10 protein-coding genes are annotated in these 13,698 nt (G+C 71.7%); 6 read left to right on the top strand and 4 right to left on the bottom strand.

What is annotated here, in order from left to right; all coding sequences use genetic code 11:
• Positions 1-22: 22 nt before the first annotated feature.
• The 3 genes from ABZ016_RS40455 to ABZ016_RS40465 all read right to left on the bottom strand — a co-directional run bounded on the left by ABZ016_RS40455 (position 23) and on the right by ABZ016_RS40465 (position 5,615).
• Positions 23-2,467, bottom strand: coding sequence for a SpoIIE family protein phosphatase (locus ABZ016_RS40455; RefSeq protein ID WP_356921772.1), 2,445 nt, complete (start codon positions 2,465-2,467; stop codon positions 23-25).
• Positions 2,468-2,613: 146 nt separating this feature from the next.
• Positions 2,614-5,019 (bottom strand): MFS transporter, encoded by a 2,406-nt coding sequence (locus ABZ016_RS40460; RefSeq protein ID WP_356921773.1) that lies wholly within the window; start codon positions 5,017-5,019, stop codon positions 2,614-2,616.
• A 152-nt stretch (positions 5,020-5,171) separates the two neighbouring features.
• Positions 5,172-5,615 carry an SRPBCC family protein gene (locus ABZ016_RS40465; RefSeq protein WP_345663279.1) on the bottom strand — a complete coding sequence of 148 codons (444 nt, stop codon included), beginning with the start codon at positions 5,613-5,615 and terminating at the stop codon, positions 5,172-5,174.
• 171 nt (positions 5,616-5,786) lie between these two features.
• Between ABZ016_RS40465 and ABZ016_RS40470 the strand changes: the two genes are divergently transcribed.
• From ABZ016_RS40470 to ABZ016_RS40480, 3 genes are all read left to right on the top strand, one after another.
• The gene (locus tag ABZ016_RS40470; RefSeq protein ID WP_356921774.1) at positions 5,787-6,827 is read left to right on the top strand and encodes an Rv2578c family radical SAM protein; all 1,041 of its coding nucleotides are present in this window, start codon (positions 5,787-5,789) and stop codon (positions 6,825-6,827) included.
• A gap of 136 nt (positions 6,828-6,963) precedes the next feature.
• Positions 6,964-8,541 (top strand): alpha/beta hydrolase, encoded by a 1,578-nt coding sequence (locus tag ABZ016_RS40475; protein ID WP_356921775.1) that lies wholly within the window; start codon positions 6,964-6,966, stop codon positions 8,539-8,541.
• Positions 8,542-8,592: 51 nt separating this feature from the next.
• Positions 8,593-9,147: a GNAT family N-acetyltransferase gene (locus ABZ016_RS40480; protein ID WP_356921776.1), complete on the top strand. Its 555-nt coding sequence runs from the start codon at positions 8,593-8,595 to the stop codon at positions 9,145-9,147.
• Between the two features lie 2 nt (positions 9,148-9,149).
• On the opposite strand, the gene ABZ016_RS40485 is transcribed toward ABZ016_RS40480, so the two are convergent.
• A complete protein-coding gene (locus ABZ016_RS40485; RefSeq protein ID WP_356921777.1) occupies positions 9,150-9,725 on the bottom strand; it encodes an adenylosuccinate lyase in 576 nt (191 codons plus the stop codon).
• A gap of 358 nt (positions 9,726-10,083) precedes the next feature.
• On the opposite strand from ABZ016_RS40485, the gene ABZ016_RS40490 reads away from it, so the two are divergent.
• The 3 genes from ABZ016_RS40490 to ABZ016_RS40500 all read left to right on the top strand — a co-directional run.
• Entirely contained in the window at positions 10,084-11,889 is a 1,806-nt protein-coding gene (locus tag ABZ016_RS40490) for a 3-hydroxyacyl-CoA dehydrogenase family protein (protein ID WP_356921778.1), read from the top strand.
• 115 nt (positions 11,890-12,004) lie between these two features.
• Positions 12,005-12,826 carry a TetR family transcriptional regulator gene (locus ABZ016_RS40495; RefSeq protein WP_356921779.1) on the top strand — a complete coding sequence of 274 codons (822 nt, stop codon included), beginning with the start codon at positions 12,005-12,007 and terminating at the stop codon, positions 12,824-12,826.
• 381 nt (positions 12,827-13,207) lie between these two features.
• Positions 13,208-13,698: alcohol dehydrogenase catalytic domain-containing protein (locus tag ABZ016_RS40500; protein WP_356921780.1), on the top strand; the 491-nt coding region annotated here is incomplete at its 3' end.

A 13,698-nucleotide genomic window follows, 5' to 3' on the forward strand; every position in this document is an offset into this window, starting at 1 on the left:
TTCGAGGAGGGTCGACGGTAGGTCAGCGCCGGGGCAGGGTCAGTTCGAACCACACGGTCTTGCCCGCCCTGGTCCGGCTGGTGCCCCACTCCCGGGACAGCGTGCTGACGACCCGCAGTCCGCGTCCGATGTCGTCGAGCGGGCCGGTGTCGAGCAGCGTCGGCAGCTCGTGATCGTCGTCGTCCACCTCGCACAGCAGGGTGTCGCCGCGGACGAGGCGCACTTCGACGGGCCGGGCGTGGGAGTGCCTCAGGGCGTTGGTGACCAGTTCGCTGACCATGAGCTCGGCGGGTGGGACGAGCTTCGCCAGGCCCCAGTCGTGGAGTTGTTCGCGTACCGCCGCGCGGACCCGGGCGGCCTCCGCCGGTTCGAGGGCGAGCCGCCATTCCGCGACGTCGTCCGGCTCGATGCCGTTGAGGCGGGCCATCAGCAGGGCCACGTCGTCCTTGCGGCCGCCGCGGGTGTTGAGGGCACGGATGACGGTGTCGCAGGCGTCGTCCATGGAGGCGGCCGGATGGGCGGCCGACGCGCAGAGCGTCGCGAGGCCCACGCCGATGTCCTCGCCGCGCATCTCGACCAGCCCGTCCGTGCACATCACCAGCCGGTCGCCGGATTCCACCCGCACCCTGACCGCCTCGAAGGGCACCCCGCCGACGCCGATGGGCGCCCCTGTGGGCAGGTCGAGCAGTTCGCTGCGGCCGTCCTCGGCACGGACCAGGACGGGCGGGATGTGACCGGCGTTGGCCAGGTGCAGTTCACTCGCGATCGGGTCGTAGACGGCGTACAGGCAGGTCGCGAGGTAGGTGTCGCCGAGGCGCTGGGCGAGGTCGTCGAGGTTGCGCAGCAACTGGGCGGGCGGCAGGTCGAGTCCGGCCATGGTGTGCACGGCCGTCCGCAACTGGCCCATCTTGGCAGCCGAGTTCAGGCCGTGGCCCATGACGTCGCCGACGACGAACGCGGTACGGCCGCCGGGCAGCTTCACCGCGTCGAACCAGTCGCCGCCGACCCGCCCGAGCAGGGCGCCCGGCAGATAGCGGGTGGCGATGTCACAGCCCGCCATGCGGGGCGGGATGTGCGGCAGCATGCTGTCCTGGAGCGTTTCGGCGACGTTCTCCTGGAACGTGTACATGCGCGCGTTGTCGAGCACGAGGCCCGCCCGGGCGGCGAGTTCGGCGCCGGTGACCCGGTCCATGTCGTTGAAGACGGGCCGCTCCGGGTGCCGCAGCAGGATCATGAAGCCCAGGACGACGTTGCGCGCCTTCAGCGGCACGACGAGCATCGAGCGGCCGGTGATCAGCGGCCGGATGTCGCGCTTCTCGAACTGCGCGGCGATGGCATGGCCCATCTCCTCGCTGATGCGCGGCACCAGGACGGGTTCGCCGGTGGTCATGCACTGGAAGAACGGGGTGTGGGCCGGGAACGGCATGGCCTCGCCGACGGGTACGACGTCGTCCCAGCGGCCGGGCTCGTCGGTGTGCTCCAGGGCGACGCGGTGCCACATGGTCGTGGTGTCGGGCACGCCTTCCTGGAATCCCTCACCGGCGACGACCTGTTCGCGCAGATAGGTGCCGGCGACGTCGGTGAAACGGGGCACGACGGCCTTGCTGACCTCGATGATCGTGCGCGACAGGTCGAGGGAGCTGCCGATGCGGCCGCTGACCTCGTTGAGGAACTCCAGGCGCTCGCGGACGGCCGCGTACTCCAGGTCCTCGCCCTCGTCGCGCAGTTCCTCCGGCAGGGGTTCGCCGGCCGCCAGGGCCCGCGCGGCCCGTTCCCGGCGTGCCTTGCGCTCGGCGCGCCGGGCCACCCCCCAGTCGGGGGTGACGGGCACCCGGTCGTTCTGGCTGAACTCCAGGATCGGGTAACCGAGTTCGAGTACCTGCGCGACGATGCGGGCGCTCTCGCCGACGCTCATGCTGGGCAGGATCTCGGGCAGCCGGCGGGCGAGCTCCTCCGCCCCGGGGAAGTCGGTGTGCAGGGCGAAGCCGGGAGCGATCCGCTCGAACGGCCCGTCGTCGGTGCCGACGGCGCGCAGCCCGTCCGCGTCGGCGGCCAGCACGAGCAGCCGCTCGGGTCCGGGGCCGACCAGGGGGTAGGCCCACCACAGGACGTCGGCCCGGTCGTGTCCGGACGCGGTGAGCCGCGCGCGGCCCGCCGCGGGGTAGGACAGCCCTGCGTCGAGGGAGGATTCGAGGTCGGGGCCGAACCCGTCGCAGTCGGCGTACGGGGTGGTGTGCTGCGCCTCGGGGAGCGCGCCGGAGACGGGGAGCAGGTCGAGGGCCGGGCGGCCGATCGCTTCTTCCCTGGGGAGGCCGAACAGGCGCCGGGCGCCCCTGCTCCAGTGGGACACGAGGCCTTCGCGGTCGACGACGACCACGGCCAGGGGGACCCGGCCGGGCTCGGCGGCTGCCGTCGCCGTGCCGTGTCCAGCTCCGGGGGATGTGTCCCTCTCGGTGCCACGGTCCATGGCCCAGGCCCTCTCTCCCCACGGATCCGCAAGATCTGTGCCAGCGTCACCACCGTACGGCGGCCCCTGGTCGCCGTGTGCGGCATTGCGGGAATTGCTCGCGCGGGGGGGGCGCACCGGCGTGCGACCCCGCGCGCCGGTGCGGTTCAGTCCTCGTGCCCCAGCTGGAGGTCCCGCTCGGTGCGTCCGCCTCCGGCCACCTGGAGGACGGTCGCGACGGGCGGGTAGCCGGCGGCGATGACGGTGTACTCGCCGGAGGACAGGTCGACGAACCGGAAGGTGCCGTCGGGGCCGGTGGTGAGGGTGTCGACGACGTTGCCCGCCACGTCCAGCAGGGTCACGCGCGCGTCCTCCACGGGCCGGCCGCCGCCTGCCCGGACGGTGCCGCGCAGCACGGCGCCGCCGGCCAGCTCGATGTCCCTGCGGGTCTCCCGGGCGGCCTGGACGGTGACGGGGAGCGCGGCCGGGCGGAAGGCGGGCGCACTGGCGGCGAGGGTGTATTCGCCGGCCACCAGCTCGGTGATGACGTAGCCGCCCTCCCGGCCGGTGCGGGTGGTGGCCACGACCTCGCCGTGCACGTTGGTGAGCGTGACGGTGGCGTCGCGTACGGGTGTGCCGTCGGCGGTGACGACGCTGCCGACGAGGTTTCCGGCGCCGCCCAGGACGATGTCCAGTTCGACGGGGCGTTCGCCGACGGTCACGGAGACCGCCTGCGGCTGGTGGCCGCCCGCGGCGGCGATGAGCACATAGGCGCCGGGCCCCGGGGTGGCCAGGGCGTAGCGTCCGTCCTCGCCGCTCGCGACGCGCCCGGTCTGCTGTCCGGTGATGTCGATGAGGGTGAGTGCGGCGCGGGGCACGACGGTGCCGTCGTGGTGCTGCACCGAGCCGCAGACGGGGATGCCGGCGGCGTGGGGGGCGCGGGCGCGCGGGATCGGGGCGGTCCCCGGCGCCGTGTCCGGGTCGGTGACGGAGGCGTTGTGGGACACCAGGGGTTTCTCCTTGAGGAAGAGGGCGATGACCAGTCCGAGGACCAGCACCGGCACCAGGTAGAGGAAGATCCGCGGCATGGCGTCGGCGTACGCCCGGACGTAGCCGTCGCGCAGGGCCGGGGGCAGGGCGTGCACGAGCTGCGGGGTGAGGGACTCCGGGTCGGGGATCCGGGTGCCCGTGCGCGGGGGGAGCCGGCGGGTCAGGGCGTCGCTGAGCCGGTCGGCGAAGAGGGTGCCGAAGACGGCGGCTCCGACGCTGCCGCCGATCTGCCGGAAGTAGTTGTTGGCGCTGGTGGCGCTGCCGAGATCGGCGGGGCGCACCGAGTTCTGCACGGCGAGGATCAGGACCGGCATCACCATGCCGATGCCTGCGCCGAGGACGGCCATCCAGACGCTGTAGTGCAGCCGCGGGGTGCCGGTCTCGAGGCGGGACAGCAGCCACATGCCGACGACGGAGAGGACACCGCCGAGGATCGGGTAGGCCTTGTAGCGGCCGGTGTGGCTGATGAGCTGTCCGACGATGATCGAGGCGCCGACGATGCCGGCCGTCATCGGCAGCATCAGCAGGCCCGACTCGGTGGCGGAGGCCCCGTCGACCATCTGGAGGTACGTCGGCAAATAGCTGGCGGCGCCGAACAGCCCGACGCCGGTCACCAGGCCGACCAGTCCGGTGACGTTGAAGACGGAATCCCTGAACAGCCGCAGCGGGATGAGGGGTTCGGCGGCGAAGCGCTCGGCGACGAGGAAGAGGACGGTGGCCACAGCCGCCCCGGCCCCGAGACCGAGGATCATGCGCGAGTCCCAGGCGTACTCGGTGCCGCCCCAGCTGGTCAGCAGGACCAGGCAGGTGGAGGCGGCGGCCAGCAGCAGCGCGCCGAGGAGGTCCAGCCGGGCCCCGACGGCCGGTTTCGGGAGCTTCAGCGCGGCGGCGACGACGATCAGGGTGAGCAGGCCGAAGGGCACGTTGACGTAGAAGCACCAGCGCCAGGAGAGGTGGTCGGTGAAGTAGCCGCCGAGCAGGGGTCCGGCCACCGAGGCAAGACCGAAGGAGGCGCCGATCAGTCCCATGTGGCGGCCGCGCTGCCGGGGCGGCACGATGTCCGCGATGATCGCCTGCACGCCGATCATGAGGCCGCCCGCGCCGGCGCCCTGGAGGGCGCGGAAGGCGATCAGCTGGTCCATGGTCCGCGCCCGGCCCGCGAGTGCGGAGCCGACGACGAACACGACGATCGCGAACTGGAAGACGCCCTTGCGGCCGAGCAGATCACCGAGCTTGCCGTAGACCGGCAGCCCGACCGTGGCGGTGAGCAGGTAGGCGGTGATCGCCCAGGACATCCGGTCCAGGCCGTGCAGCTCGCCGACGATCTTCGGCAGCGCGGTGGCGACGATCATCTGCTCCAGGGCGGCCAGGAGCAGGGCCAGCATGAGCGCGAGGAAGACCAGTCGCACCCGGCGGGGGCTGAGTCCGGAGCCGGGGGCCGGGGGTGGGACGGGGGTGTCGGGAGGCGCCACCGCCGGTTCGTCCTGCGCCAGTTCGTCCTGCGCCAGAGTGATCCCGCCCACCTACCGCTCCCCTCGTCGCGCTGCCGCACAATTCCCGCGTAAAAGCGACAACTACGAGCAAGCGCGACGAGTTACGGCACAAAGCCGAGCGGAACCGAGATCACTCGAACCGGTGAGGGACGCAACAGCCCCTGCCAGTCGGGGCCTTGGGGCTACTTCTCGACCTCGGCGGCGAGCTTGGCGAGCAGCGCGTCGTAGATCCGGCCGAGCCCCTTGGGGGCGAAGGTCTTCTCGAAGAAACCGCCGATGCCGCCGGCGCCGGTCCAGGTGGTGGTCACGACGACCCGGGACCTGCCCTCGCCGGCCGGGGTGACGCGCCAGGTGGTGACCATGGAGGAGTTGCGGTCCTTCTCGACCAGCTCGCCGTCGGTGGGCTCGCTGACCTCCAGGAGGCAGTCGCGGACGCGCTTGCTGGTGGCCTGGAGCTTCCAGTGGACGAGGGTGCCCTCGCCGTCCCCGCCCTCCCGGACCTCGTACTCGCTGAACTGCTCGGGCATCAGCCTCGCGCGCGTGCCGCTGTAGTCGGCGAGGGCGTCGAACACCGTCTCCGCGTCCGCCGCGACGATCCGCTCCGTAGTGGCCTCGACCTGCGCCATCAGGTTCCTCCAGGACATGGTTGCTCGGGGGTCGGGGCAAGCCAACCACCCCGCCGCCCGGCCCCCCAAATCGGGGTGGCCGAACCCGGTCGAACACGTTCGGAAAGCACCCTCGCACGATCAAGGGAACATGTGTTCTATTCTGTGGCTCAGTGCTACCGAGGAGGCGCCATGCGCTGGGAGAACCTCACAGCGGACTCCGAACACGGCCGGGCCGACGCCGCGCTGTTCGGCGCGGACGCGGTGACGACCCGTACCTTCGACACCCCGGAGTTCCGCGGGATCACCTTCCACGAGATCCGGGCCCGGTCGATCATCAACCGGGTGCCGGCGGTGTCACGGATGTCGTTCCAGTGGACGGTCAATCCCTACCGGGGCTGCTCGCACGCGTGCGTGTACTGCTTCGCGCGCAAGACGCACAGCTATCTCGACCTCGACACGGGCCTCGGGTTCGACTCCCAGATCGTGGTCAAGACCAACGCTCCCGAGCTGCTGCGCCGGCAGCTCGGCTCGCGCCGCTGGCAGGGCGAGCACATCGCGATGGGCACCAACGTCGACTGCTACCAGCGCGCCGAGGGCCGCTACCGCCTGATGCCGGGCATCATCTCGGCCCTGCGCGACCACGCGAACCCCTTCTCGATCCTGACCAAGGGCACCCTGATCCTGCGCGACCTGGACCTGATCAGGCAGGCGGCGGAGGTGACCGACGTCGGCATATCCGTGTCGGTCGGCTTCACCGACCCGGAGCTGTGGCGGACCGTCGAGCCGGGCACGCCCGCGCCGGAGCGCCGCCTGGAGATCGTACGGACCTTCGGCGAGCACGGCATCGGCTGCGGCGTGCTGATGGCGCCGGTGATCCCGTTCCTGAGCGACCGTCCGGACCAACTGCGGGCGACCGTGCGGGCGATCGCGGCGTCCGGAGCCACATCCGTCACACCGCTGGTGCTGCATCTGCGGCCCGGCGCCCGCGAGTGGTTCATGAGCTGGCTGGAACAGCACCACCCGCACCTGGTGCCCCGCTACCGGCGGCTGTACGCGGAGGGCTCCTACGCCCCGAAGTGGTACCAGCGCCGGATCACCCGTCAGGTGCACGAACTGGCGGAGGAGTACGGCATCGGGCCCACGCGTGCCGGGACGCCGCGGCGGATCCGGCCCCCGGAGGAGCCGGTGGAGCCCCCGGTGTCCGGGCCGACTCAACTCTCGCTCCTTTAGGAGCGTTCGAGCGCATCCGAAGATCCAATTGGGTTATGAATCGGCGGATCATGTTCTTTTAGGACGGCTTGCCGGGACGATGCGGCGAGGACGGTGTTTCTCGCGGTCCTACACCCCGCCGTCCTGGGAGGACTCCATGAGAAAACGCGCAGTGGCGCTGTGCGGCGCAGCCGTCGTCATGGCCGGGACCTGCACGGCCGTCCCCGCCGAGGCGAGCGCACCGCGCGTCGCGGACGCCGTGCACGCCGCGAAGCTCACCTGGAAGAAGTGCGCCACCAAGGACTACCCGGCGCTCCAGTGCGCGTCCCTCGAGGTGCCGCTCGACCACCGCAAGCCGCAGGGGCAGCAGGTCACCCTCGCCCTGTCCCGCGTGCCCCACACCGCCAGGACCTACCAGGGGCCCCTGCTGGTCAACCCCGGCGGGCCCGGCGGCAGCGGGCTGGGGCTCGCCGGGTTCGTCGCGTCCTCGCTGCCGCGGGAGGTCGCGGCCCAGTACGACATCATCGGCTTCGACCCGCGCGGAGTGGGGGCGAGCAAGCCGGCGCTGGACTGCAGGCCCGGCCACTTCGACCCGGTGCGCCCGGACACCGTGCCCACCACACCCGCCGTCGAGCGGGCCAACCTCGCCCGCGCCAGGTCCTTCGCCGCCTCCTGCAGCAAGAAGTACGCCCACCTCCTGCCGTACATCGACACGATCAGCGCCGTGCGCGACATGGACGCGATCCGGCAGGCCCTGGACGCGGACCGGATCAACTACTTCGGTTACTCGTACGGCACCTACCTGGGCGCGGTCTACGCCAGGATGTTCCCCGAGCGGGTCCGGCGCCTGGTCCTGGACTCGGTCGTCTCCCCGACCGACGTCTGGTACGACGCCAACCTGTACCAGAACCTCGCCTTCAACGACCGCCACCGCGCCTTCATGGCGTGGGTCGCCAAGCACGACTCGACGTACCGGCTCGGCACCGATCCGGAGTACGTCGAGGTCAAGTGGTACGCCATGCGGGCGGCTCTGGCGAAGAAGCCGGCCGGCGGCATGGTGGGCGCCTCGGAACTGGAGGACACCTACCTCCCGGGCGGTTACTACAACGGTTACTGGCCGATCCTGGCGGAGGCGTTCGCGGCGTACGTGAACGACAGGAACGCCGCCCCTCTCGTCGAGGCGTACCAGAACTTCGGCGCGATCGACCCCGTCGGCGACAACAGCTACAGCATCTACACCGCGGTGGAGTGCGGGGACACCGCCTGGCCGCGTGACTGGGACCGGTGGCGCGGCGACAACTGGGCGATGTACGAGAAGGCGCCGTTCATGACGTGGAACAACGCCTGGTACAACGCGCCGTGCGCGTTCTGGCCGAGGTCCGCGCCGCGCCCGGTGAGCATCGCCAACGGCGAGCTGCCGCCGGCTCTGCTGTTCCAGGCGACCGGCGACGCGGCCACGCCCTACGTGGGCGGTGTCTCCGTCCACCATCTGCTCGCGCGCTCCAGCCTGGTCGTCGAGGACGGCGGCGGCAACCACGGCATCACGCTGAGCGGGAACGCCTGCCTGGACAGGCACCTGGCACGCTATCTGTCCGACGGCACCGTGCCCCGGGGGCAGGGTGTGGCCGACGCGGTGTGCGAGGCCCTGCCCGACCCGAAGCCGGCCGCCACGAAGGTGGCGTCGACCTCCGCGAGCGGCTCGGTGCTGCACAGCCTGCTCGGCTTCCGCAGCTGAGCGGCTGACGGGCCGTCGGGGCGGGCGCGTGCCCTGGTCCATCATGGGGCCATGAGTGAGCTGACGGGAAAGGCCGGGGTGAACGGTTCACGGGTGCGGGAGATGACGCTCGCCGACTGTGACCGGGTCGCGGAGATCCGCATCCGCGGCTGGCAGAGCGCCTATCGGGGTCTTATCCCGCAGACGTACCTGGACGGGCTCAGCGCCCGTGAGGACGCCGAGCGACGCCGCACCCACTTCACGCAGGCCGACGGCGGCGTGGTGAACCTGGTCGCCGAGAGCGCCGGCCGCGAGATCGTCGGCTGGGCCTGCCACGGCCCGTACCGGGGCGGCGACATGCCCGCCTCGGCCGCCGAGTTGTACGCCCTCTACGTACACCCCGACCACGTGGGACGGGGCGCCGGGCAGGCGCTGCTCAAGGAGTCGGTCGCACGCTGCTCCGCCGCGGGCCACGACCGCATGCTCCTGTGGGTCCTCGAGGAGAACGGCCCGGCCCGCCGGTTCTACGAGCGGGCCGGCTTCCGTGCGGACGGCGCCGCGGAACCCTTCGAGGTCCAGGGTGTGACGGTGCCCGAGGTGCGCTACGCACGCACGCTCCCTCGCTGACCTCACCGCTGCTTCGGGATCCGCCCCAGCGCCCGCACCGCCGCCTCGGCCAGCGCCGGATGCGCGAGGGCCTCGTTCAGCACGGGTCTGGCCCGCACGTCGCCCAGCGTGCCGAGCCCGTCCACGCAGGCGAGGGCCACGCGGCGGTACGGATCGTGCGGACGCAGCCGCCGCTGGAGGGTGGTGATCAGCGCCGGCACCGCCTCGGGGGCGCGCAGCTCGACCAGCAGCCGCACCGGGTGCAGGGCGTAGGCCACGCGCAGTTCGTTGGTGGCGAGAGCGGCGGCCGCGCGGGCGGTGCGCGGGTCTCCGAGCCGGGCGAGGGCGTGGGCCGCGGAGGCGCAGCGCGGCGGATCGCGGTGGTTGAGCAGCAGGACCAGGGACTCGAAGGCCCTCCGGTCCCGGGCGAGCCCCAGCCGGAACGCGGCCAGCTCCCTCGTCCAGAGCGGCTGCCCGGGTTCGGTGAGCAACCCTGCCAGAGCGTCGAGATCGTCGGTCGCCACGAGCCGCTCGAAGGCGGGCGACGCCCCCGACTCCTGCCGTAAGCGTTCCGTGAGTGATCGCAACTCTTCGTCCATGACTGAGAGACTAGGGGCGGGGTGGGCTGCGCGGGACGTACATCACAAAGACGAGGGCTGGCGCGCTCGTTACCCGCCAGTTAAGCTCAGACGAGCGAGTTACCCACTCGCGTTCTCCTCGCGGCGGTCTGGTGACGCGGCCGTCGCGAGAGCAGTCGGTTCGGTACTTCGAGTACCGCGGTGCGACTCGGCCCCGGGACAGGGCCGGTCCTCCCTTCACCGGGCGTGTGCGCCTGCAGCCCGGCAACACCCGCACTTCTCACGCACCCGGTGCGCCCGTGGTCCCGGCTCCCGCCGGACCGCCTTCGGCGCACCCGGGCGTGTTCCCCGTCGTCACCCTCATTCCTGGAGTCCCTCGATGGCCACTCCCCTTTCCGACCCGTCCACGTCATCGCTCCGGACCGTCGCCGTCGTCGGCCTCGGCACCATGGGCACCGGCATCGCCGAGGTCCTCGCCAAGGCCGGCCGCGAGGTCGTCGGCATCGACATCAGCGAGGCCCAGGCCGCGAAGTGCGTCGCGGCCCTGGAGTCCTCCACCGCCCGTGGCGTCGAGCGCGGGCGGCTCACCGAGCAGGACCGCGCCGAGATCCTCGCCCGCGTCCGCACCTCCGCCGACCTGCGGGCCGCGGCCGACGCCGACCTGGTCATCGAGGTGGCACCGGAGTCGTACGAGGTCAAGCACCAGATCTTCCGGGAGCTGGACGGGATCGTGCGCCCGGAGACGATCCTGGCGACGGGCACCAACGCCCTGTCCGTCACGCGGCTGGCCGCCGACTCGGCGCGTCCCGAGCGGGTGCTGGGCCTGCACTTCTTCGCCCCGGCCCCGGCGATGCGGCTGGTCGAGGTCGTCTCCTCGGTGCTCACCGCGCCGGCGGCCGTCACGGCGGTCACGAACCTCGCGCTCGACCTGGGCAAGGAGCCCGTGGCGGTCGGCGACCGGCCCGGCTTCGTCGCGGACGGCCTGCTGTTCGGCTACCTCAACCAGGCCGCCGCGATGTACGAGGCGAAGTACGCCTCCCGTGAGGACATCGACGCCGCCATGCGCCTGGGCTGCGGGCTGCCCATGGGCCCGCTGGCGCTGCTGGACCTGATCGGCGTCGACACCGCGCGCACGGTCCTGGAGGCGATGTACGCCGCCTCCCGCGACCGGCTGCACGCCCCCGCGCCGATCCTCAAGCAGCTGAGCGAGGCGGGCCTGACCGGCCGCAAGGCGGGGCGTGGCTTCTACACGTACGAGGCGCCGGGCAGCGGCACGGTCGTGCGGGACGCGCTGACCCCGCTGGAGAGCGGCAGCACCACCGCGGGCCGGGAGGTCCACTCGGTCGGTGTCGCCGGCTCGGGCACCATGGCCTCCGGTATCGCCGAGGTCTTCGCCAAGGCCGGGTACCAGGTGGTCCTCGCCGCCCGCAGCGCGGAGAAGGCCCAGGTCGCGAAGGCCCGGATCGGCAAGTCCCTGTCCCGCTCGGTCGACCGGGGCCGGCTGACCGCCGAGGCCGCCGCCGGGATCCTGGACCTGATCACGCCGACGGGCACCTACGACGACTTCGCCGGGGTCGACCTGGCCGTGGAGGCGGTCGCCGAGGACCTGGAGGTCAAGCGGCAGCTGTTCGCCACGCTGGACAAGGTCTGCAAGCCGGGCGCGGTCCTGGCCACCACCACCTCGTCCCTGCCCGTGGTCGCCTGCGCCCGTGCCACCTCGCGCCCGCAGGACGTGATCGGCATGCACTTCTTCAACCCCGCGCCGGCCATGAAGCTGGTCGAGGTCGTGCGCACGGTGCTGACGGCCGACGACGTCCACTCGACGGTCCGCGAGGTCTGTGGACGGATCAAGAAGCACCCGGTCGACTGCGGTGACCGGGCGGGCTTCATCGTGAACGCGCTGCTGTTCCCGTACCTGAACAACGCGATCAAGATGGTGCAGGAGCACTACGCGTCGCTCGACGACATCGACGCGGCGATGAAGCTGGGCGGCGGATACCCGATGGGTCCGTTCGAACTGCTCGACGTGGTCGGGCTGGACGTCTCGCTCGCCATCGAGAAGGTCCTGCACCGCGAGTTCCGCGACCCGGGGCTCGCCCCGGCGCCGCTGCTGGAGCACCTGGTGGCCGCGGGCTGCCTCGGCCGCAAGACCGGCCGGGGCTTCCGCGAATATGCCAAGCGCTGAGGGTCCCGGCGACTGGTTCCGGTCCGGCTCCGAGTGGGGTGGCCTGCTCGGCCCGGACCGGTTCCACGAACCAGGCCATGCGCAGCGAGCTGCGCACATGCAGTACGTTCAGGGCATGTCCCAGCCCGCCAAGTCCTCACGTACACCAGCTACGACCGACGCGCCGGAGAGTGCCGCAGGCTCGCGCGCCGCCGCCCAGCGGCTCAAGATGCGCCGGGAACTGGCGGCCGCCGCGATGGAGCTGTTCGCGACCAAGGGGTACGAGGCGACCACCGTCGACGAGATCGCGGCCCAGGCCGGGGTCGCCCGCCGCACCTTCTTCCGCCACTTCCGCTCCAAGGAAGAGGCGATCTTCCCCGACCACGACGACACCCTGATCCGCGCCGAGGCGGTGCTCAACGCCGCGCCCGCGCACGAGCATCCGCTCGACACGGTGTGCCGTGGCATCAAGGAGGTCATGAGGATGTACGCGGCCCGGCCGGAGATCTCGGTCGCCCGCTACAAGCTGACGCGTGAGGTGCCTACGCTGCGCGAGGCGGAGATCGCGTCGGTGGCCCGCTACGAGCGCCTCTTCACCCGCTACCTCCTCGGCCACTTCGACGAGCGCGCGCACGCCGACGACGCCAACGACGACCCGCTCCTCGCGGAGGTCGCCGCGTCGGCCGTGGTCACCGCCCACAACCACGTCCTGCGGCGCTGGCTGCGGGCCGGGGGGCAGGGGGACGTGGAGGCGCAGCTGGACCACGCCTTCGCCATCGTGCGGAAGACGTTCGGCACGGGGATCGGGGCCGGGCGGTCCACGACCGCGCAGCCGGGCGGGGCGACGGCCTCCGCGACGGCCTCGGCGCAGGGCGAGGTGCTGGTGACCGTCGCCCGGACCGACGCCCCGCTGGACGAGGTCATGCGGACGATCGAGCAGGCCCTCAAGGAGCGCTGAGCGCTTTCGGGACTGTGATGACGGCCACCCTCCGGGGTGGCCGTTTTGGCATGTCAGGGGCCGTTTTGCAGGCCCTCGCCGACGCCATTCGATCGATCATCGCTCATTTGTTACGTAAAGATTTCATCTGGGCGCAAGTTCTGGCACTCAGTGCCTTGCGAGGTGACACGCGGTGTCATACGTTGAAGAGGTCCGGGCGACCGTCCCAGCAAGCTCACCCGCCTGCAAGCCCGGACGCCTGCGTCACAGGCAACCTCCCGCGCAACCCAGCGCTGCCGAACAGCACCACCGCCGAACCGACGGCACACCCTCAACCCTCAGCAGCACCGACGCAACCATCGGCGCCCCTCCCTCAGGGCGCTCACCGCCGGAGGCAACACCGTGACCGTTAAGGACATCCTGGCCGCGATCCAGTCGCCCGACTCCACGTCGGAGGACTTCGCCGCCCTCCCGCTCCCCGAGTCGTACCGCGCGATCACCGTGCACAAGGACGAGACGGAGATGTTCGCGGGGCTCGCCACGCGCGACAAGGACCCCCGCAAGTCGATCCACCTGGACGAGGTGCCGCTGCCCGAGCTGGGCCCCGGCGAGGCCCTGGTGGCCGTCATGGCCTCCTCGGTCAACTACAACTCGGTGTGGACGTCGATCTTCGAGCCGCTGCCGACGTTCGGTTTCCTGGAGCGCTACGGCCGGCTCAGCGAGCTGGCCAAGCGCCACGATCTGCCGTACCACATCATCGGCTCCGACCTCGCGGGCGTCGTCCTGCGCACCGGCCCGGGCGTCAACGCCTGGCGGCCCGGTGACGAGGTCGTCGCGCACTGCCTCTCCGTCGAGCTGGAGTCCAGCGACGGCCACAACGACACGATGCTCGA

Source organism: Streptomyces sp. NPDC006372 (assembly GCF_040612515.1).
In the GTDB taxonomy this organism is placed as follows: Bacteria; Actinomycetota; Actinomycetes; order Streptomycetales; family Streptomycetaceae; genus Streptomyces.